We start from the raw sequence: 21,191 nt of genomic DNA, 5'->3' as shown, positions 1-21,191 counted from the left end.
CATGAGCGATCAGCCTCAGCCCCTGCGGGCCATTGCTGCCGGTGTCCTGCTGGCGGTCGAGAACGGCCAGTCCCTGTCCCAATGCTTGCCACCAGCCCTGGCGCGCCTTCCGATCAGTGAACGGCCCGCCTTGCAGGCCCTGTGTTATGGCAGTTGCCGCTGGTTTCACCGGCTCGACGACGAACTCCAGGGCCGGCTGAAAAAACCGCTACGGGCTTCCGACCGCGTTGTTCATCACCTGATGCTGGTAGCCCTGTTCCAGTTGCGTTTCAGCCAGCAGGCCAGCTACGCCGTGCTGAATGAAACCGTGGAGGCCTGCCGGGCCCTGGACAAACCGCACCTGACCGGGCTGGTCAATGGCGTGCTGCGCGCCGCCGAACGGACCGGGGCACCGGAGCCGAGCACCGACGCCAGCCGTGTCAGCCATCCAGCCTGGATGGTGGAAAAGCTTCGCCACAACTGGCCCGAGGACTGGCGCGCCATTGTCGACGCCAACAATGCTCAGGCACCGATGACGCTGCGGGTTAATGCGCTCCGGTTCAGTCGGGACGAGTACCTGGCACTACTGAAAGAAGCCGGCATCGGCGCCGTGGCCACCCGGTTTGCCCCCAACGGCATCCAACTGCAACAGCCGGTGCCGGTTGACCGCCTGCCCTGGTTCGCCGATGGCGCGGTCAGTGTCCAGGATGAAGCCGCCCAACTGTGCACTACAGTGCTGGATCTGGCGCCGGGGCAGCGGGTACTTGATGCCTGCGCCGCGCCGGGTGGCAAGACCTGCGCCATCCTCGAAGCCTGCAGCGAACTGGCCGAGGTGGTCGCCATTGATGAATCCGAGGCCCGGCTGCCGCGGGTGCAGGAAAACCTCGACCGCCTGGATCTGGTCGCGACCCTGAAACAGGCCGACGCCGCCGATATCCATCAATGGTGGGATGGCGAGCCGTTCGACCGGATTCTGCTGGACGTGCCCTGCAGTGCCAGCGGCGTTATCCGGCGCCACCCGGACATCAAGCTGCTGCGCCGGGAGTCGGACATCGTCCCCCTGGCCAGCATCCAGCTTGGCCTGCTTGAGGCTATGTGGTCTATCCTCAAACCCGGTGGTCGCCTGGTGTACGCGACCTGCTCGGTGTTCCCCCAGGAGAACCACCGTATAATCCAGCGCTTCCGCAAACAGCAGGAAGCGGCCCGTCTCATGGAACCCGAGGTTTCTTGGGGACGGGACATGGGCCCGGGGCGTCAGTTGCTCCCCGATCCGAACAGCCATGACGGCTTCTTCTACGCCGTACTGGAGAAACCCGAAGCATGAAGATCCTCATTCTCGGTGCCGGCCAGGTCGGTGGCACACTGGCGGAAAACCTGGCCAACGAAGCCAATGACATCACCATCATCGACAGCGACGGGGCCCGGCTCCGTGAGCTGCAGGATCGCCTGGACATCCGCACGGTGCAGGGCGAAGCCTCCTACCCAACCTCGCTCCGACGGGCGGTTGCCGAAGACGCCGACATGGTGATTGCGGTAACCAGCAGTGACGAAACCAACATGGTGGCGTGCCAGGTCGCCAAACTGCTCTACAAGACCCCGACCACCATCTGCCGGGTGCGCGCCAGTGCCTATCTGGCCAAGTCGGACCTGTTCTACCAGAAGGATCGCACCAAAGACCTGGACAGCCTGCGCGGTTTTCCCATTGATGTCCTGATCAGTCCGGAGCACCTGGTCACCAAGCACATTACCCGGCTGATTGAGAACCCGGGCGCCCTCCAGGTGCTTGAGTTTTCCAAGGGCCTGACCCGGCTGGTAGCCATCCGGGCCATGGAGGGCGGACCGCTGGTCGGCCATGAATTGTCCTACCTGCGCACCCACATGCCACGCATCGATACTCGAGTCGCGGCGATCTTCCGGAAAGACCGGGCGATCATGCCCCAGGGCGACACGGTGATCGAGGACGGCGACGAGGTCTTCTTCATCGCCGCCTCCGACCACATCCGGTCGGTGATGAGTGAGCTCCAGCCCCTGGTCAAGAACTACAAGCGCATTTTTATCTGCGGCGGTGGCAACATCGGCCAGCGCCTGGCGCATACCCTGGAGAATCGCTACCAGGTCAAACTGCTGGAGCGGAACCACGAGCGCTGCGTGATGTTGTCGGAAAACCTGCGCAAGACCGTGGTGCTGGAAGGCAACGCCGCCAACAAGGACATCCTGCTGGAAGAGAACATCGAGAACACCGACGTGTTCTGCGCCGTCACCAACGATGACGAAGCCAACATCATGGCCTCGCTGCTGGCCAAGCGACTGGGCGCGCGCAAGGTACTGACTCTGATCAACAATCCGGATTATGTCGACCTGATCCAGGGTGGCGATATCGACGTCGCAATCTCACCCCAGCAAACCACCATCGGCAGCCTGCTGACCCACGTTCGCCGCGGCGACGTAGTGAATGTTCACTCCCTGCGCCGGGGCGCGGCGGAAGCCATCGAGGCCATTGCCCATGGCGATCACCGCTCCTCCAAGGTGGTCGGCAAGCGGCTGGATGAGATCAATCTGCCCGAGGGCACCACCATCGGTGCCATCGTACGCCGGAGTGAGGTCCTGATCGCCCACGATCACCTCCGGGTTCAGCCCGATGACCACGTGATCCTGTTCCTGGTGGACAAGACCCGGATCCGCGAGGTGGAAAAACTGTTCCAGGTGGGACTGACTTTCTTCTAGTTCAAAATCAAGGCAGTGAACTGCACTTAGAAATACCGCTTTGGCAGGCGTATAATGCGCTTTTTTTCAGAGTGCCCCGGGCCAGTTCGGGGCGCCACATTCAGATCGATCAGTAGGCAAACGTCGTGACAGACAAGGCAACCAAGCAAACTACTCCGGACATCAAGACCTTCCAGGGCTTGATTCTGGCTCTGCAGAATTTCTGGGCGCAGCATGGCTGTGTGGTCCTCCAGCCACTGGATATGGAAGTGGGTGCCGGTACCTTCCACCCGGCGACGTTCCTGCGGGCCATCGGGCCGGAAACCTGGAACGCCGCGTATGTCCAGCCGAGCCGTCGGCCGACCGATGGCCGTTACGGCGAGAACCCGAACCGCCTGCAGCACTACTACCAGTTTCAGGTGGTCCTGAAGCCCTCGCCGGACAACATCCAGGAACTATACCTGGATTCCCTGAAGGCCCTGGGCCTGGATCCGCTGGTACACGACATCCGGTTCGTGGAAGACAACTGGGAATCACCGACACTGGGTGCCTGGGGCCTGGGCTGGGAAATCTGGCTGAACGGCATGGAGGTGACCCAGTTCACCTACTTCCAGCAGGTTGGCGGTATCGAATGCTTCCCGGTCACCGGCGAGCTGACCTACGGCCTTGAGCGTATCGCCATGTACCTGCAGGGCGTGGACAGCGTCTACGACCTGGTCTGGACCGAAGGTCCGGATGGTGTGGTGACTTACGGCGACGTGTTCCACCAGCAGGAAGTGGAAATGTCGACCTACAACTTCGAGCACGCCGACACCGAGTTCCTGTTCCACAGCTTCGACGTTCATGAGCGCGAGAGTGCCCGTCTGATCGAAGCCGGTCTGGCGCTGCCGGCCTATGAGCAGGTGCTCAAGGCCTCCCACACCTTCAACCTGCTGGACGCCCGGCACGCCATCTCGGTGACCGAGCGCCAGCGTTTCATCCTGCGAGTTCGCACCCTGGCACGCTCTGTCGCACAGGCTTACTTCGACAGTCGCCGTAAACTTCGTTTCCCGCTGGCCCCCGAGGCCCTGCGCGAGGAAGTACTGGCCGCGGCCGACGCCGCCGATGACAAGGCCAAAGGCAAGAAAGGCAAAAAAGCGAAGAAGGCTCAGCAGGAACAGGGGAACGCGTAATCATGGCAACACAGGATTTTTTGGTCGAACTGGGCACCGAAGAGCTGCCCCCGAAAGCACTCAAACCACTGTCCGATGCCTTCACCCAGGGCATTGCCAAGGGTCTGGAGGACGCCGGCATTGAGTTTGGCAAGGTCGAGGCCTTTGCCGCGCCCCGCCGCCTGGCGGTTCGCATTCGTGAGCTGGCCGATGCCCAGCCGGACAAGCCAGTTGAAAAGCGCGGTCCGGCAGTCAAGGCCGCCTTTGACGACGCCGGCAACCCGACCCGGGCGCTGACCGGCTTTGCCACCTCCCTGGGGGTCACCCCGGATCAGCTGGACACCCTGGAAACCGACAAGGGTGCCTGGGTGGTCTACCGTACCGTGGAGCAGGGTAAGCCCACCGTAGAACTGCTACCGGAACTGGTCGACCAGTCACTGGCGGCGCTGCCGATTCCCAAGCGCATGCGCTGGGGTGCGCATCGGACCGAGTTTGTCCGTCCGGTCCACTGGGTAATCATGCTGTTCGGCAACAAGGTGATCGACACCCCGATCATGGGTCTGAAGCCCGGCAACAAGACCCGGGGCCACCGCTTCCACTGCCCGAAGAAACTGATTGTACCCACCCCCAATGACTATGAGGTGGTGCTCAAGCAGGAAGGCTACGTGCTCGCCGATTTCGCCGAGCGTCGGGCCAAGATTCGCGCCGGTGTGGCCGAACTGGCCGAATCCGAGGCCGGCGGCAAGGCGGTCATCGATGAGGACCTGCTGGATGAAGTTACCGCGCTGAACGAATGGCCGGTACCGCTCATGGGCCGGTTTGAAGACCGCTTCCTGGAGGTTCCTGCGGAAGCGCTGATTTCCTCCATGAAGGAACACCAGAAGTACTTCCACGTTGTCGGTGCCAATGGCGCCATGCTGCCGCTGTTCATCACCGTGGCCAACATTGAGAGCAAGGATCCGGCCCAGGTTATTTCCGGCAACGAGAAGGTGATTCGCCCTCGTCTGTCGGACGCTGCCTTCTTCTACGAGACCGACCGCAAGAGCCGCCTGGAAGATCGTATCGACCGGCTCAAACCGATCGTGTTCCAGGAAAAACTGGGCAGCATCTACGACAAGTCAGTTCGGGTCGCAGCCCTGGCCAGCAAGATTGCCGAGGCCATCGACAGCGATCCGGCCCTGGCCGAACGCGCTGCCATGTTGGCCAAGACCGACCTGGTCACCGAGATGGTGCTTGAGTTCACCGACCTGCAGGGCATCATGGGCCAGTACTACGCCGCCAATGACGGCGAGGCCGACGATGTTGCCAAGGCCCTGAACGAGCAGTACATGCCGCGTTTTGCCGGCGATGACCTGCCCACCACCGCCACCGGCTGTGCCGTGGCCATTGCCGATCGCCTGGATTCGCTGGTCGGTTTGTTTGGCATCAATCAGCCACCGTCCGGCACCCGCGATCCGTTTGCCCTGCGCCGTGCCTCCCTGGGTGTGCTGCGCATCATCATCGAGCGGGAACTGCCGCTGGATCTGCAGACCTGCTGCGAGTGGGCCGCGGAGAACTTTACCGTACTGACCGAGCAGGACACCGCCTCCACCGTGGTGGATTACATGCTCGAGCGCTTCCGGGCCCATTACGACGAGCTCGGCATTGGCGCCGAAGTGTACCTGGCGGTGCACGCCCGTCGTCCGACCCGGCCACTGGACTTCGACCGTCGGGTCAAGGCGGTGGAAGCCTTCCGCCAGCTGCCAGAAGCTCAGGCCCTGGCCAGCGCCAACAAACGGGTGTCGAATATCCTGACCAAGCAGGGTGGCGACCAGATTGGCGAAACCGTCGACACCAGCCTGCTTCAGGATTCTGCCGAGCAGCAGCTGGCCGAGCAGGTCGAGCAACAGGCCGGGAAAGTACTGCCGCTGTTCGAGCAGGGCGATTACGCCAGTGCCTTGCGCTCCCTGGCCAGCCTGCGTGAGCCGGTGGACAGCTTCTTCGATGAGGTGATGGTGATGGCCGAAGACGACGCCACCCGTAACAATCGCCTGGCACTGCTGAACCGCCTGCGTAATCTGTTCCTGCGAGTGGCAGACATTTCCCTGCTACCCACGGCCGGATAACGGACAAAGACGCAGGAGCGAAAGAACCAGGATGCTGATCATCCTCGACCGGGACGGCGTCATCAACGAGTACGATGGCAACTACATCTGCTCCGCTGAGGACTGGCACCCCATTCCCGGCAGCATCGAGGCGGTGGCCCGGCTATGCAACGCCGGCCACCGTATCGCCATTGCCACCAACCAGTCCGGCATCGCCCGGGGCTATTACGGCCTCGAGGAACTGGATGCCATGCACGAAAAGCTGGAGAGCCTGGTGGAGGCTGCCGGTGGCTGCATCGATATCATTGCCTACTGCCCGCACCATCCTGACGACCGTTGCCACTGTCGCAAACCATTAACCGGCCTGCTGGAGCAAATCCGGAGTCATTACCACCTGGACTCGCTGGATGGGGCCATCATGGTGGGTGACAGCCGCAAGGACCTGGAGGCTGCCATCGCCGGAAACTGCCAGCCGGTTCTGGTACGGACCGGTAATGGTCGGGACACCGAGCGCCACCTGGACGCCCGACCGATCCGGGGAGCCGAGGTAGCGGTCTACGATACTCTCAGCAAGTTTACGGATGCGCTTTTGCCCGCGGAGGGCTGGTAAAACCAAAGTGAATCCGTATAATACCGGCCGTTGATCGGCGTGTGGCGCAGCTTGGTAGCGCACTTCGTTCGGGACGAAGGGGTCGCAGGTTCGAATCCTGCCACGCCGACCACTTTCCCGCTTTTCCCGTCTTTTCGGTTCCATTACTCCCCTTCCTGCATTCATTCTTCCCCCATTTGAACCACTATTTATTTTTGCCCAAACCCCATTGCTTTCGACGCCCCATAATTGGTCAGAAGAACAACAAAATTCGTGCGTGAAACACCGCTTGGAATAATGCTATAAAGTTGAAAACACCCAACGGAGGGAACAATGGACCGGACAACACCGGCTTCTCCAGGCCTGTCTGCAGGTAGGCAAATGGGTGAGTGTTAGTCGGTGAGGTGAGGGAGCACATGTATCTATCGGCGGAAACCAGACTCAAGGCCATTCTCGAAGGCACCGGGGCAGGTACCTGGGAATTCAACCTCGATACCGAAGAAGTCATTTTCAACGATCGCTGGGCCGGCATGCTGGGGTACACCCTTGAAGAGCTGGCACCGATCTCATTCCAGACCTGGTCGCAGCTCTGCCACCCCGACGACGTCCAAGCCGCCTACCTGGCACTAGATAGTTACCTGGGCGGCCACAGCCCGCAATACGAATGCGTGCTGCGTATGCAGCACAAAGACGGCAATTGGCGTTATATCCACACCCGGGGCGCCGTGTTCGCTAGCCGACAGGGAACGCACGCACGCTGGTTGATGGGCACCCACCTTGATGTCACTGAAGAGAAGCGCAGACAGCGCCAATTGCAGCAGTTGGCAGAATCCTTGCCGGGTGTGATCTACACCTTTGCTATGGACTCCCAAGGTCAGTACGGGTTTCCATTCGTGAGCCGAAAGGCTGAGGAGTTTTATGGCGTAGACGCCGACGCGGCCATGGCCAACCCCCAACTGCTATTCGATTGCATCCACCCGGACGATCTGCCCCGGGTACACGAATCCATCATCACTTCAGCCAACACGCTCGAGCAATGGAGCTGTGATTATCGCATTGTCCGGGAATGCGGCACTCAATGGGTGCGCGGCACCTCCCAACCGGAACGAGATCCCGACGGTAGCATTACCTGGCACGGCGTCATCACCAACATCGATGACCAGAAGCGCCTGGAACAGAAACTTGAGCACCTGGCGATCACCGACGAACTCACCGGCCTGTATAACCTCCGGTATCTGCTGATGAAGCTGGATGAGTGCGCGGCCGAGACCGAACGCTATGGCACCACCTTCTCGGTGGCCTCACTGGATATCGACTACTTCAAGTCGGTCAACGACCGCTGGGGCCATCCCACTGGCGATCGGGTCTTGCAGGGCATTGCTGAACTGCTCCGTCAGCGGACCAGACGCGCCGACATTGTCGCCCGCACTGGGGGTGAGGAATTCATTGCGCTGATGCCACGAACCGGCCCGGACGATGCCCGGCACCTGATGGAAACCCTACGCAATGATCTGGCGGAAAAGGTCTTCACCAGTGACAGCGGCGACGCCTTCAGTGTCACCCTGAGCGCTGGCGTTGCCAGCTGGTCCGAACACACAAACGCCGTTAGCCTCCTGCTATCCGCATGCGACCGGTCCCTGTATGCTGCCAAGCACGCCGGCCGAAATTGTGTCCTGATCGACAGCCGGTAAACGGCACTGCCAAGTCTCATACGCGCTGCTCCGAGGCCGGACAAGCACAATGGCCAGCTTCAGCGCTAACCCCTTCGTTTGGAGCACAGACTATGATCGGTTACGTCACCATTGGTGTCAGCGACATCAACAAGGCCAAGGATTTCTACACCAAGCTGCTGACAGACATGGACGCCAAGGTCCTGCTGGACATGGGCCGCATCGCCTTTATTGGCAAGAATATGGGCACACCCATGTTGGCGGTGTGTGAGCCGTTCAACCAAGAACCCAACCACCCGGGGAATGGCAACATGTTCGCGCTTCAGCCCGGCTCCAAAGAAGCCGTCGACGCGCATTACCACAAGGCCCTGGAGTTGGGCGGCAGCTGCGATGGCGAACCCGGCCAGAGAATCCCGAACCAGTTCTATGGCGCCTACGTAAAAGACCCGGACGGCAACAAACTGGCGTTCTTCCACTTCGGCTAATCAAAAAGGCCCTCACGTGAGGGCCTTGCTCATTGTGGCATTTGCTGTCAGGCGGCGGTGGCAGCCACTTCGGCCTTGCCACCCTTGAGCAGCGCATAGCCCAGACCAATCACCAGCGATCCGATGGTGATGGCGATGAGGTAGGGCAGAACGACACTGACGGCATTGGGAATCGCCAGCACGAACAGGCCACCGTGGGGCGCCATCAATTTTACGGTGAACAGCATCGACAGGGCGCCGGTGATTGCCCCGCCCAGCATGCAGACCGGAATAACCCGGAGCGGGTCCTTGGCCATGAACGGAATTGCGCCTTCCGAGATGAAACAAAGCCCCAGTACAAATGACGCGCGGCCAGCCTGGCGCTCGGCCTCGGCGAACTTGCGACGGGCCACAAACGACGCCACTCCCATGCCAATGGCCGGCACCATTCCGGCTGCCATGATCGCTGCCATCGGCGCGGAACCGCCGCTGCCTTCCGACAGCAACCCAACGCCAAAGGTGTAGGCGGCCTTGTTCACCGGACCACCCAGATCGAAACACATCATCGCGCCCAAGATACCGCCCAGCAGAATGGCGTTGGTGGTGCCCATGCTTTCCAGGAAGCTGGTGAGCGCGTCCATGATCGCCGCCATGGGCTCGCCCAGTACGTAGATCATGCCAAGCCCGGTCACCAGGCTTGCCACCAGGGGAATGATCAGGATCGGCTTCAGCGATTCGACACTCTCCGGCAGCGGCAGTTTCCGACTGATAAAGCGGGCCACATAACCGGCCAGGAAGCCCGCGACGATGCCGCCAAGAAACCCGGCCCCCAGTTCACCAGCCAGATAGCCGCCGATCATGCCCGGCGCCAGGCCCGGACGGTCGGCAATGGACCAGGCAATGTAGCCGGCCAACAGCGGAATCATCAGTTTGAAGGCTGTTCCGCCGCCAATCTGCATTAACGCCTCCGGCAGGCTACCCGGCTCCTGAAAGGCTTCGATTCCGAACACGAACGACAACGCAATCAGCAAGCCGCCGGCCACCACCATCGGCAACATGAAGGACACCCCGGTGAGCAGGTGCTTGTAGGGGCCGCGAGCCTCGCCGCCCGCTGATGAGCTGGCCTGAGGCTTGCCGGTGTCCAGCACCTGAGCCTCCGCCAGAGCAGCCTGCACCGTATCGGCCGGTTTTTTCAGCGCCGCGCCAGTGGAGGTCCGCCACACCCGCTTACCGGCGAAGCGCTCGGGATTCACTTCAATATCACAGGCCAGGATGACCACATCCGCGGCAGCAATCTCTGCCTCGGTCAGGGGATCCTGGGCGCCCACCGAGCCCTGGGTTTCAACCCGGATTCGGTGCCCGGCCGCCTCAGCAGCCGCGGTCAGAGCTTCTGCTGCCATAAAGGTATGCGCGACACCGGTCGGGCAGGCGGTCACTGCGACAATCTGTCGAGCTTCGGAATCCGCCGCTACCGACGCTTTGGCGGCCACGGCAGGCTCGCTGGGGGTCCAAGGCCGGGCCTCCTGCACCGCGGTGTCCAGAACCGCCGCTGGCGCCGCCAGTGCTTCGGTCACCGGCAATTGGTACATGGCCTTACCGGTGTAAGCATCGAGCGCCACCGGGGTACCCAAGGCGGCGATCACCAGGTCGGCGGCGGCAATGTCGGCCTCGCCAATGGCGGTCGGCTGCTGGCCGTCGCGGCCACGCATATCCGTTCTCACCGTCCAGCCCCGATCCAGGGCAGCCCGTTCAAGCGCCCGGGCGGCCAGGAAACTGGTGGCAATGCCCTGGGGACAGGAACTCACAATAATCAGGTTCATAACGGCACCTCCCCATTGTTGTTATCCCCAGGCCAGGGGGTAACCCGGGTTTGTTCGACAAGTGAATGAAAATCCGACGCGGCCGGATTGCCGACACCGGCATGGCGCACGCATTCGGCAGATAGCGCCGTGGCAAAGCGCAACTGGGCCACAGTGGGTTCTCGGTGTTCTGTCTGCAGCAAGCCGTGCAACAGACCAGCCAACAGGGTATCGCCGGCGCAGACGGTACTGCGCGCGGACACCGGCGGGGGCTCGGACTGGTAGCTGCCATCGGGGCCGAACCAGAGCACGCCGTCGGCGCCCAGGGACACCACAACATGAGCCAGGCCCTCGGCCTGCAACTGGGTGGCTACGCCCGCCACCTGTTGGCGGGACACCAGCGGACGCCCGGCCCAGGCCGACAGTTCCTCAATATTCGGCTTGATACCGAATGGACCCGCCTGCAGACCGCAGGTGAGGGCGTCGCCACTGGTATCCAGCCACACTGGTTTATCCACAGCCCGGACCATGGCCACCAGATCGGCGACCGCTGCCGCGGGCAGACTCGCCGGCAGACTGCCACCGATCACGATGGCATCATGCTCGGCTAGCAAAGGCGATAACTGATCCATCAACTGGTCCAGGGTGTGTTCAGACACCTCGAAACCGGCGCTGTTGATGTCGGTAACCCGGCCGTCCTGTTCCGCCAGCTTGATGTTGACCCGATTGCGACCGGGCACCCGCACAAAACGGTCGGCCAGGCCTTTATCGGCAAACAGCCGCTCGAACGGTGCCGCATTAGCCTCGCCCAGCAGACCGGACACGGTCACCTGATGGCCAAGGCCAGCCAGCACCCGGGCCACATTGATGCCCTTGCCCGCCGGCTCCAGCCGGGTGGCTGTAGTGCGATTGACCTGGCCAGGCTCAAGGGCATCCAGCTCGGCATTGAGGTCCAACGCCGGGTTCAGGGTAATGGTCAGGATGCGTGCCATCAGAACGACTCCAGGGCATCGCGTACCTCAACCGCCGTGGCCTTGGACAAGGCCAGCCTGGCCCGTTCCCGGGCCGCATCCAGGGTGAAATCACGGATGCAGGCCTTGACCAGGGGTACCCGCCGGCTGGTGACGGACAGCTCGTCCACCTCCAGGCCAACCAGCACCGGAATCGCCTGGGGATCCGAGGCCAGCTCGCCACAGACCCCAACCCAGCGGCCATGGGCGTGGGCGGCTTGCACGGTCATCTGAATCAGCCGCAGCACGGCCGGATGCAGGGCATCGGAATCGGCCGAGAGCTGGCCATGGCCACGGTCGATGGCCAGGGTGTACTGGGTCAGGTCGTTGGTACCGATGGAGAAAAAGTCCACTTCCGGCGCCAGGGTCGGCGCCAGCAGGGCACAGGAGGGCACTTCGATCATCACGCCAATCTGCACGTCGGCGCAGGTGACCTCGGCCTGCACCCGCTGCACGATCTGCTTGGCGGCGCGGAACTCTTCCAGATCCTTGACCATCGGAAACATAATCCGCAGGGGCCGGTCGCCGGCGGCGGTCAGCAGGGCGCGGATCTGGGTTTCCAGGATCTCGGGCCGGGTCAGGGACAACCGGATGCCACGCATGCCCAGGAAGGGATTGTCTTCCTGGGGCAGCGGCCAGTAATCCAGCGGCTTGTCGCCACCGACATCCAGCGTCCGGGCCACCAGCGGCAGACCGTTGAGCGCGTCGAAAGCACTGCGATACTCATCAATCTGAGTCGCCAGATCCGGTGCTTCCGGATGGGCCATGAACACGAATTCGGTGCGCAACAGACCAATGCCCTCGGCACCGCGGGCCACCGCATCGGGTGCGTGCGCGGTATTGCCCAGATTGGCGCAGACTTCCACCCGGTGACCATCGCGGGTGATGGCGGGCTGGTGCCGCTTGTCGTGGGCCTCGGCCTGCAGGGCTGCCAATTGCTCCAGCCGGCGGGCAACCTGGGCCCGACGCTCATCGCCCGGATTCGGCACCAGCGAGCCGCGCTCGCCATCGACCACCAGCTCGGCACCGTCAACCAGCTTCAGCACGGCATCGCCGGCACCCACCACCGCGGGTAGACCCAGCGCCCGGGCCAGAATGGCGCTGTGGGAGGTAGCACCACCGCGGGCGGTAACCAGCGCCCGAACTCGCGTGGTATCCAGCCGGGCGACGTCGGATGGCCCCAGGTCATCAGCCACCAACACATAAGGCTGCTCCGGCGGTTTTGGCATTTCCACACCGCAGAGGTTGGCCAGTACGCGCCGACCGACATCGCGCAGGTCTGCCGCGCGCTCGGCCAGCAGCCGATCCGCCAGCGCCTCCTGGCCCTTGGCGGCGGTATCGATGGCCTGCCACCAGCCGGCTTCGGCGGACGCGCCTTCGTTGATCGCTTCCAGAGCAGCCTGATACAGATCTTCGTCCTGCAGCATTTCCACGTGCACCGACAGAATCGGCGCGGCTTCGCCGCCCTCGGCCTGGCGAATCAGGGTGCGCAGCTGACTGTCGGCGGCATCAAAGGCGCGGTTCAGGCGCATGATCTGGGTTTCGCTGTCGACCGAGGTGTCCGGGTAAGTCAGCGTTGGCTGGCGCAGGACGAAAATCGGCGCCAGTGCCAGACCCGGCGATGCCGCCACTGCTTTCAGCGGCTGGTCGTCCGGCAAAGGCTCAGGTTCGTTCTGGGGCCGGGTCTGCGGTGACTGCTCGGCACGAAACGGCGCTACCGCTTCACCCAGGCCCTCAGTGATGGCTTTGGTGAGGGCGGCCACCGCCGCCTGGGCATCTTCGCCGGTGGCGGACAGGATCAGGGTCTGGCCCCGACGCGCGCCCAGGCCAATGATCCGGGTCAGACTGGTGGCGGAGACGGCACCGCCATCGCCTTCCCGCAAGCGCACCCGGATGCTGGCGTTATGACGGCGCGCCTCCTGCACCAACTGCTTGGCGGGGCGAGCATGCAAACCGTGGCTGTTCAGCAGGATGACACTGGCGGTGACGGCATCGGCCGCTTCACCAGACAGCCGGGCCAGCAGTGCCTCGGCCCCCAGACCTTCAATTGGCTCACCGGCGGTCAGGAATTGGTCCAACCGTTCCAGCAGCTCCTGACACTCGTCGCCCGGGCCGGCCAGGCAAAACACCCCCTGAAACTCGGGCCCCGGACGTTTCGGCGTCGCCAGTGACAACGCCGGACGGCGCGCTCCCCGGCTGTGGTGCACCAGCCACAGGCCCTGACCCAATGCCACCGGAGGCTGCCCGATGATCTCGGTGAGGAAATCGGTGTCAACACAGCGCAGGCTCTGCAGGCGAGCAGCGGCAATCAGTGCCAGTTCGCTGGCCGTGGTGGCCTCAAGCCCCAGGCACAGACTGTCCCGGTCGCATTTCGCCAGCACCGGCGGTTTGCTCAGCAAGGCCACCAGCTCTGCAGCATCGCCGGTGCGGGCCAGCTTGTCAGCCAGCCCCGGGGTATCCAGTACCCGGGTCAGATGACGAAGAATGTCCAGGTGCTCGTCAGACTGGGCAGCGATGGCCACCAGCACATACACCCGGGCACCGTCGTGCCAGGTCACGCCATCGGGAAACTGCAGCAGCCGGATGCCGGTATTGTGCACCGCGGTGCGGCTGTCCGGGGTACCGTGGGGAATGGCAATGCCGTTGCCCAGGACCGTGGACGACTGTTGTTCCCGGGCCATCATGCCGTTCAGGTAATCGGAGGAGGTGCGACCAGCGGCTTCCAGGTCCCGGCCGGCCTGGGTCAAGGCGTCCTGCCAGTCGACGGCGGTGGCGCCGAGTCGAACATCGTTGGCGGTCAGCGTCAGCATCGAAGTTGCCTCGCTTTGTTGTTGTGGTGAGCGTAAGTTTGGGGTTGCTGAATCGTGTCAGCAAACATAGAATCGATAATGAATCAGATATGATCGAAAATCAAGCAATCGCGTAATAGGACCTTCCATGACACTCGCCGAACTCGCCCGACTTGCCGGTGTATCCAGAACCACCGCCAGTTATGTCATGAATGGTCAGGGCGTGGCCCGGCGCATCAAGCCCGACACCATAGACAAGGTGCTGGCGATCGCCCGGAAGCACCGGTTTCAGGTCGACGCCCAAGCCGCAGCGCTGCGTGGCGGTGCCAGCAAGACCCTGGGTTTTATCCTGCCGGACCTGGAAAACACCAGCTACGCGCGCCTGGCCAAACTGCTGGAACAGGGCGCCCGTGCCCGCGGCTACCAGTTGCTGATAGCCGGCTCCGACGACAACCCCGAAACCGAAAAGGCTCTGGCGCAGGCTCTGAAAGCGCGGCGCTGTGACGCCTTGATCGTGGCCAGCGCACTGTCAGAACACGACCCTTTCTACCCCGACCTACAGGCCGATGGCCTGCCGGTGATCGCAGTGGACCGGGCTCAGTCGCCGGACCTGATTCGCTGCGTGGTCAGCGATAACCGGAGCGCCGCCGACAGCCTGACCCGCTCGGTGCTGACCGAAGGCTCCGGCACCGTGGCCTGGTTTGACGCCGTACCGGACCTGGCCATGAGCCGGGAACGCCGGTCCGGCTTTGAAGCGGCGGCCCGGAAATTGGGCTGGGCCACCGAGGTATGCAGCGGCGCCCGCTATGATCGGGCGACCGGCGCCGCCCTGATGCGGGACCTGCTCAGCCACCGGGCGCTGCCGGAAGCGCTGGTCACGGCCTCCTACACCTTGTTGCAAGGGGCACTGGATGTGCTTTTGGAACAGCCCGGCGGCCTGACCCCGGCACTGAAACTGGCGACCTTTGGCGACGACCGGCTGCTGGATTTCCTGCCGGTGCCGGTGCACTCGCTGCCGCAGAACCACGAGGCCATTGCCGCCGCCGCTCTCGACCAGGCCCTGGCCGCCATCGCCGAGCCACAGGCGCCGGTTCAGACGGTCACCATCAACCGGACCCTGAAACACCGTCCGGTTCGGACTCAACAGGCGACTCAAACCACCATCCCGGGAGCAGGGCCCGCACCGGTGGCTTGAGAAAGCGGTCGTCGATCAGCCAGATCACGCCCTCGTCCTCCGGCGTGCGGATCACCCGACCAGCGGCCTGGGCCACTTTCTGTAAGCCCGGGATCAGATAGGTGTAGTCGTAGCCGGCGCCGAACCGTCGTTGCAGACGGTCCTTGAGCAGTTCGTGCCAGGCGTCGAAGGGCGGCAGGCCCAGGGTAGCGACAAACGCCCCGATCAGCTGGTCGCCGGGCAGATCAATGCCTTCGCTGAACACCCCACCGAGCACCGCAAAGGCCACGCTCCCGGATTCGCGCCGGAAACCGTCAAGAAAGTCCCGCCGTTGCTGGGGACTCATGGCCGGCTGTTGTGAGCGCTGGGGGACCTCCGGGGCCTGCCGGGCCAGCACTTCCGCCACCTCATTCAGGTACTTGAAGCTGCTGAAAAACGCCAGATAGTGGCCCGGTCGTGCCTGGTACTGGCGGGCAATCAACTCGGCAATGGGTTGGGCCGAGGCCTGCCGATGGGCCTGACGGGTACTGATCCGGGGCGTGAACTGAACCTGCAACTGGTCCCCGTCGAAAGGACTGGGCAATGAGGTAAAGCGACTGTCCTCGGGCAGGCCCAGAAGATCCCGGTGATAGATGCCCGGATTGAGGGTTGCGGAGAACAGCAGCACCGAGCTGGCGGCCGCAAACCGCTCACGCAGAAAGTCCGCCGGCACCAGATTCTGAATCGTCAGCCGCGCCCGGCCCCGGCCCTCGCGCCGGAACTCGCACAGGGAATGGTCACCGAAGGAATCCGCCAGCTTCATGAACGCAACCGATTCAAACAGCAGCTCCTGCAGCGCCAGATCGGGCGGATTGTCGGCCAGGAAGTCGGTCAGCGCCGATACCAGCCCGAGCAGGCTGCCGGTCAGCGCCGACGGCAACTGCTCGAGAAAAACCGCGGCGTCACCGGCATCGCCATGGTCCCGGATTACCCCTTGCCAGGCCCGGGCGGTGCGATCCAGGTGTGGTTTCAGGACTTTCGGGGCGGTTTTCTTCAACCGCAGAAGACGCTGCTGATCCAGACGCACCGAGTACATACCCCGGCCGCGATCCACCAGATTGTGGGCCTCGTCCACCAGCACTGATGCCTGCCACTGGTTTTGCCGGATCAGCCCGTGGAGCAGGGCAGACTGGTCGAACATCCGGTTCACATCGGCCACCACCACATCACTCCAGCGCGCCATTTCCTGGGCCAGGAAATACGGGCACAGCTGATGGCCGGCGGCGATCTCTGCCAGCCGATCCCGGGTCAGGGTGGTACCGGCCTGCACCGCCTCGGCGCGGGCATCCGGCAACCGGTCGAAGAAACCCTTCGCCAGTGGACAAGACTCGCCGTGACAGGCCTTATCCGGGTGTTCGCAGGCGTCGTCCTTGGCCACCAGTTCCAGGGTCCGTAGTGGCCAGTCGTCAGGTTCGGGCTGGGCGGCCCGCAGGCGCTCGATGGCATCCACCGCCAGTTGCCGGGTGGTGTTGCGACAGGTCAGGTAATACAGCCGGTCCTGGCTGGCGGCGGGCATGGCCATCAGGGCCGGAAACAGCGTGCCCAGGGTCTTGCCGAGGCCCGTGGGCGCCTCCAACAGCAGGGTGCCGGCGTTCAGGGTGTTGCGGTACACGGTCTCGGCCAGCTGACGCTGCCGGGGCCGGAAATCCGGGAAGGGAAAACGCAGTGTCCGCAGGCGGGCATCCCGACGCTCACGGTGATCCGCCTCCCACTCGGCCCAGGCCTGGTATTTAGCGCACAGGGCTTCCAGTTCCTGCCACAGCTGCTCGGCACTGGCGGTTTCCGAGATCGGGGTTTCCTTGTCCCGGCCGGTATCGTAATACACCAGCACCAACTCCACTTTCTTACGGTTTTCCTGTCGGCACAGCAGCGCACCGTATGCCCGTAGCTGGGCCCGGTGCAGGGCTCGCTGGTGCTCCCGGACGCGGGACAGATCGCCCCGGTGGGTCTTGATTTCCTCCAGCCGGCCCTGGTGTGGGTGGTAGCCGTCGGCCCGACCCGAAAGCTCTAAACCCAGGCACTCCCCAGTCAGTAAATACTCACTTTTGTAACCATAGCCACGCCGGGACTGGATCGCCTGATGCCCGGCAATGCCCTCCTCGGAACTGGGCGCCGGGGTGTAGCGGAAATCCAGATCGCCATGGCGGGCGGCGAATTCACACAGGGTCCGGACCGCAACTTTCACGTCGAGGCTCCGTCGGGTTGCCAGCGCACGTAACAGACACTGGCGGGAATGCCCTGGTCGGCAAAGAAGGCTAGCCAGCGAATCTGGTGGTCCTGCAACCGATCACCCGGGCCTTTCACCTCGATCATCTGATAGCGCGGCGCAGACGCCGGCGCCTCCGGGTGGAACTGGATCAGATCCGGAAAGCCACTGCGGTGCTCGCGGATGTTCAGCAGCAGGCGCCGGAACAGCTGCTCCAGATCCGCGGCCGGAATACAGGCCAGGGCCAGATCCAGCAGTTCCGGCGTAAGCACTGGCCAGATCACGAACGGATTGACGATGCCGTACTTGGCATCGTAGCTGTCGAGAATGCGGCGCTGGTAGCTGCCATCTGAAAGGGCGGCAAAACAGCGATCGAACGACACCTGTCGACGCTCGACAAAATCATCCCGGGTCAGGTCCGCGGGGCCGACGTGAAACGGGTGGAAAAAGGCGCCTGGCAACGGCTCAAAAATGGTGTCCCAGCACAGCAGGCCGAACAGGCCGGTGATCAAGGTGTTCTCGACATAGAACACCGGCGCCTGGTCCTGCCATAAATGTTGCAGCACCGAGAACTCCACCGAGCCGGTCGATGGCTTGGGCAATTCCACCGACCACTCCCGCAGCTGGGGAGAGCCGGAACTCAGGGGTGAGGGCTGGGCCAGCTTGGCGGCCAGCCGTTTCAGGATTCGCGCCAGGCCCTGGGCCTCGGCATCACTGAGGGCCTGTCGCTGCCATGCGATGGCAATGGCCCAGGCTTCGTCAAAGCGTTTCAATCGTTCCAGCAAGCGTAGCTGTTTCAGCCGGGCCTCGCGATGGCCGCTGGCGGCAAACGCCGTCACCGCCAGTTCACGCTCACCCTGGCGTTCGGCCTGCCGGCCCAGTTCCAACAACAGCCGGTTCCGCCGGCTGGTCAGCCAAGGATTGCTCAATTCACCAGGCACCTCTGGCCAGACTTCAGCGGCGGGCACGCCCTCGTCCAGCCACTGCCGGCACTGATGCATGACCAGGTAACAGTCCACTTCCACCCGCTGGGCGAAGGCGCGGGAATCCAGTGTGAACGGTACTGGCTCGTAGCGCTGGTGCCCCAGCTCCACCAGCACAAAATCGGACCAGCTCTGGCGCAGGTTGCCGAAGAACATCAGCCGGATACGATCAAACAATCCCATTTGCTTCAGGCGCACCACCGGTGCCGCCGACTGGCGGAGCCAGTCCGCCAGTGGTCGCGGGTCGGGAAAGCGGTGGTGCAGGCTCTCCAACATCCGGGCCTTGGCCAGGGATTTTGGCAAGCCCAGGGCCTCGAGCTCGCCGGCAAACACCCGCCGCAACTCCGGTAGCGTGTACAGACGGAACAGCTGCTCAAGCTCCAGCAACGGCTCGGCATCCAGCCAGTCGTTGGCGAGCAGCGGCTCCAGGGCCACAGCTTCGGCCACCGCCAGCTCCGGGTAGTTGAGTTTGTCGGTGCGAAAATGTTCTCCGGTGCGCATCACCAGCCGGGTCAGCAGGGCCCGCGCCGGCATCGGCAGGGTCAGGAATCCGGTCAGCCGGCACTGCTCGGGGTCGGTCAACAGATCGGCGTGGTGATCCCGGACCCAGGCCACCACGGTCTCCATGTTTTCCAGGTAATACAGCGGATTTTCAAGATCCGCGGTGCCCGGTTTCCGGTACCTGGGTTTGGGTTTGGGTTTGGGTTTGGGTTTGGATCTGGGGCCGACCATGGTCCGGGCGATGCCTCCTGATGGCTGGTTCGATTGACGGCTGTCGGGGGTTGTGGCGGGCTAATGACCCGAGCCCGGCATTCTGGCGTATGCACTGACTCATTCACAGGAGAATGCCATGACCGCTCCCATTCTGATCACCGGCGCCGGCCAACGCATTGGCCTGGCGTTTGCCAAAGCCTGTCTCGAGCAGGGCCAGCCGGTGATTGCCACCTACCGCACCTATCGGCCGGCGGTGGACGCCCTGCAAAAAGCCGGGGCCGACTGCGTACACGCGGATTTTGCCACGAACGAGGGCATCGATGCCTTTATCGATACCCTGATGACGAAAACCGACAGCCTGCGGGCGATCATCCACAATGCCTCAGACTGGCTGCCGGAACGTAACGACACCGATCCGGGCGAGGTGATGCAGGCGATGATGCAGATTCATGCCATGACGCCCTACCGCATCAATCTGGCGTGCCGGGCACTGCTGGAAAACAGTGACCAGACCACCGACATTATCCACATGACTGATTACGTGGTCGAAAAGGGCAGTGCCAAGCACATCGGCTACGCCGCCAGCAAAGCAGCCCTGGCCAATCTGACCCTGTCGTTTGCCCGGCTGCTGGCGCCCAAGGTGAAGGTGAACAGCCTGGCGCCGTCGCTGATCATGTTCAATTCGGGTGACAGCGAGGCCTACCGGGAAAAGACCCTGAAAAAATCCCTGATGGGCATTGAGCCGGGAGTGGAAGTGGCGGTGCAAACCCTGCAGTTCCTGCTCGACACCCCGTACATCACCGGGCGCAACCTGCCGTTAGACGGCGGCCGCCATCTGGCGTAAATAATCGCTGGTGATTACAAACGATCGGACGTGATAGGCAGTGATCAAAAGCAATCAGATGCCCAGTTTCGCCGGCTTCAGCAGAACCCCGGCGATTTTCCAGACACCGTCCACCAGCACCATGCGGTAATAGGCATCCCAACGTTTACCCTCGGGCCCTTGCAGTCGCACCCCCTGAATTTCAAAGGCGCCATGGGGCACCCGATCAGTAAATTCGATCGCGGTAGCGCTGTGGACCGCCGGGTACGCCTGCCGCACCATGTTGATAAACACGTCCGAGCTGCCGAAGCGGCGTTTGATACCCTCGGAGGCATGAGCCCAGGCCTGTTCCTGATCGTTGTTGGCGAAGGCTTCAATTTGCAGCAGGATCGTTTCCCGAATGTCGGAGTCCTTGTCGGCCGCCAGGGGCCGGGCAGTGAGCACCAACGCCAACACGACCAGGACAACCAGGAAGACCCGCGCAGTCAGGCTCGCGCGATTGTGAATGATGGCGATGCTGTCCATCGAGACACCCTCCATTGTTCATGTCATAGACAATACGCTTATGTCTGCGCCACAGATCCGTTTGCTTCGCCAAGATTCAACCAATTCCACCTGCTTTCTTGATTGTTTACTGCTTAATTTTTGACCTGTTCGAGCGCCGACCTCGTATACTTTTAAACGTCGACGACAAACCCGAGGTCAATATCCTATGCACATGAACACCGGCGAACTGAAAAGCCACAAACACGATCCCATCTCCCTGCTGGAAATCGTCTCCATGGAGGGCCGTTACTACATGGCACGGTTTTACCTGGACGGCGTAGGCTATATCCTCACCGATACTCACGACCACGTCGTCATGTTTACCGGCGCCTGTGCCGTGCGGGACTTCTTCCACGATTACCAGGTGGAGACGACCGAAGTGATTCCGCCTACCGGCACCGACGAGATGATTGGCATGCCCGTAACCAGCACTGAAACCATGCGGGTTCCGCTCTGAATCCGGGCTGA

At 62.8% G+C, this 21,191-nt stretch carries 16 protein-coding genes and 1 tRNA gene; 11 read left to right on the top strand and 6 right to left on the bottom strand.

Features of this window, described 5'->3' with window-relative positions; all coding sequences use genetic code 11:
* The first annotated feature begins 1 nt into the window (after window position 1).
* From rsmB to FCS96_RS07470, 8 genes are all read left to right on the top strand, one after another.
* Window positions 2-1,303 carry a 16S rRNA (cytosine(967)-C(5))-methyltransferase RsmB gene (rsmB, locus tag FCS96_RS07505; RefSeq protein WP_138439745.1) on the top strand — a complete coding sequence of 434 codons (1,302 nt, stop codon included), beginning with the start codon at window positions 2-4 and terminating at the stop codon, window positions 1,301-1,303.
* A complete protein-coding gene (trkA, locus tag FCS96_RS07500) occupies window positions 1,300-2,703 on the top strand; it encodes a Trk system potassium transporter TrkA (RefSeq protein ID WP_138439744.1) in 1,404 nt (467 codons plus the stop codon). The genes rsmB and trkA overlap by 4 nt, the downstream gene beginning before the upstream one ends.
* Before the next feature lie 125 nt (window positions 2,704-2,828).
* Window positions 2,829-3,854 (top strand): glycine--tRNA ligase subunit alpha, encoded by a 1,026-nt coding sequence (glyQ, locus tag FCS96_RS07495; protein WP_138439743.1) that lies wholly within the window; start codon window positions 2,829-2,831, stop codon window positions 3,852-3,854.
* 2 nt (window positions 3,855-3,856) lie between these two features.
* Window positions 3,857-5,938, top strand: coding sequence for a glycine--tRNA ligase subunit beta (gene glyS, locus FCS96_RS07490; protein ID WP_138439742.1), 2,082 nt, complete (start codon window positions 3,857-3,859; stop codon window positions 5,936-5,938).
* 31 nt (window positions 5,939-5,969) lie between these two features.
* On the top strand, window positions 5,970-6,527 hold the full coding sequence (gene gmhB, locus FCS96_RS07485; protein ID WP_138439741.1) for a D-glycero-beta-D-manno-heptose 1,7-bisphosphate 7-phosphatase: 558 nt from the start codon (window positions 5,970-5,972) through the stop codon (window positions 6,525-6,527).
* 35 nt (window positions 6,528-6,562) lie between these two features.
* Window positions 6,563-6,639, top strand: a tRNA-Pro gene (locus tag FCS96_RS07480).
* A 283-nt stretch (window positions 6,640-6,922) separates the two neighbouring features.
* The gene (locus FCS96_RS07475) at window positions 6,923-8,197 is read left to right on the top strand and encodes a sensor domain-containing diguanylate cyclase (protein WP_138439740.1); all 1,275 of its coding nucleotides are present in this window, start codon (window positions 6,923-6,925) and stop codon (window positions 8,195-8,197) included.
* A 92-nt stretch (window positions 8,198-8,289) separates the two neighbouring features.
* Complete coding sequence (locus tag FCS96_RS07470; RefSeq protein WP_138439739.1) at window positions 8,290-8,661, top strand: VOC family protein; 372 nt, start codon at window positions 8,290-8,292, stop codon at window positions 8,659-8,661.
* A 47-nt stretch (window positions 8,662-8,708) separates the two neighbouring features.
* Here FCS96_RS07470 and FCS96_RS07465 read toward each other — a convergent pair whose 3' ends face one another.
* The 3 genes from FCS96_RS07465 to ptsP are packed head-to-tail and all read right to left on the bottom strand — an operon-like array spanning window position 8,709 to window position 14,259.
* Window positions 8,709-10,460, bottom strand: a complete 1,752-nt coding sequence (locus FCS96_RS07465; protein WP_138439738.1) for a PTS fructose-like transporter subunit IIB — start codon at window positions 10,458-10,460, stop codon at window positions 8,709-8,711.
* Entirely contained in the window at window positions 10,457-11,431 is a 975-nt protein-coding gene (gene pfkB / locus FCS96_RS07460) for a 1-phosphofructokinase (RefSeq protein ID WP_138439737.1), read from the bottom strand. Before pfkB ends, FCS96_RS07465 begins: the two co-directional genes overlap by 4 nt.
* On the bottom strand, window positions 11,431-14,259 hold the full coding sequence (gene ptsP / locus FCS96_RS07455) for a phosphoenolpyruvate--protein phosphotransferase (protein WP_138439736.1): 2,829 nt from the start codon (window positions 14,257-14,259) through the stop codon (window positions 11,431-11,433). The genes pfkB and ptsP overlap by 1 nt, the downstream gene beginning before the upstream one ends.
* A gap of 127 nt (window positions 14,260-14,386) precedes the next feature.
* Between ptsP and cra the strand changes: the two genes are divergently transcribed.
* On the top strand, window positions 14,387-15,433 hold the full coding sequence (gene cra / locus FCS96_RS07450) for a catabolite repressor/activator (protein WP_138439735.1): 1,047 nt from the start codon (window positions 14,387-14,389) through the stop codon (window positions 15,431-15,433).
* Here cra and FCS96_RS07445 read toward each other — a convergent pair.
* Both FCS96_RS07445 and FCS96_RS07440 read right to left on the bottom strand, forming a co-directional pair.
* Complete coding sequence (locus tag FCS96_RS07445; RefSeq protein WP_138439734.1) at window positions 15,345-17,636, bottom strand: ATP-dependent DNA helicase; 2,292 nt, start codon at window positions 17,634-17,636, stop codon at window positions 15,345-15,347. The two genes, cra and FCS96_RS07445, sit on opposite strands and share 89 nt — an antisense overlap.
* Window positions 17,633-19,372, bottom strand: a complete 1,740-nt coding sequence (locus tag FCS96_RS07440) for a VRR-NUC domain-containing protein (protein ID WP_138439733.1) — start codon at window positions 19,370-19,372, stop codon at window positions 17,633-17,635. The genes FCS96_RS07445 and FCS96_RS07440 overlap by 4 nt, the downstream gene beginning before the upstream one ends.
* A gap of 118 nt (window positions 19,373-19,490) precedes the next feature.
* On the opposite strand from FCS96_RS07440, the gene folM reads away from it, so the two are divergent.
* Window positions 19,491-20,198 carry a dihydromonapterin reductase gene (folM, locus tag FCS96_RS07435; RefSeq protein WP_138439732.1) on the top strand — a complete coding sequence of 236 codons (708 nt, stop codon included), beginning with the start codon at window positions 19,491-19,493 and terminating at the stop codon, window positions 20,196-20,198.
* Window positions 20,199-20,252: 54 nt separating this feature from the next.
* Here the strand turns inward: folM and FCS96_RS07430 are convergent, their stop codons facing one another.
* The gene (locus tag FCS96_RS07430; RefSeq protein ID WP_138439731.1) at window positions 20,253-20,702 is read right to left on the bottom strand and encodes a DUF4864 domain-containing protein; all 450 of its coding nucleotides are present in this window, start codon (window positions 20,700-20,702) and stop codon (window positions 20,253-20,255) included.
* Window positions 20,703-20,889: 187 nt separating this feature from the next.
* Between FCS96_RS07430 and FCS96_RS07425 the strand changes: the two genes are divergently transcribed.
* Window positions 20,890-21,180: a DUF6482 family protein gene (locus FCS96_RS07425; RefSeq protein WP_138439730.1), complete on the top strand. Its 291-nt coding sequence runs from the start codon at window positions 20,890-20,892 to the stop codon at window positions 21,178-21,180.
* Window positions 21,181-21,191: the final 11 nt, after the last annotated feature.

This window comes from Marinobacter alexandrii, assembly GCF_005871205.1.
Classification (GTDB): Bacteria; Pseudomonadota; Gammaproteobacteria; order Pseudomonadales; family Oleiphilaceae; genus Marinobacter; species Marinobacter alexandrii.
This window is presented reverse-complemented; position numbering and strand designations above follow the sequence as displayed.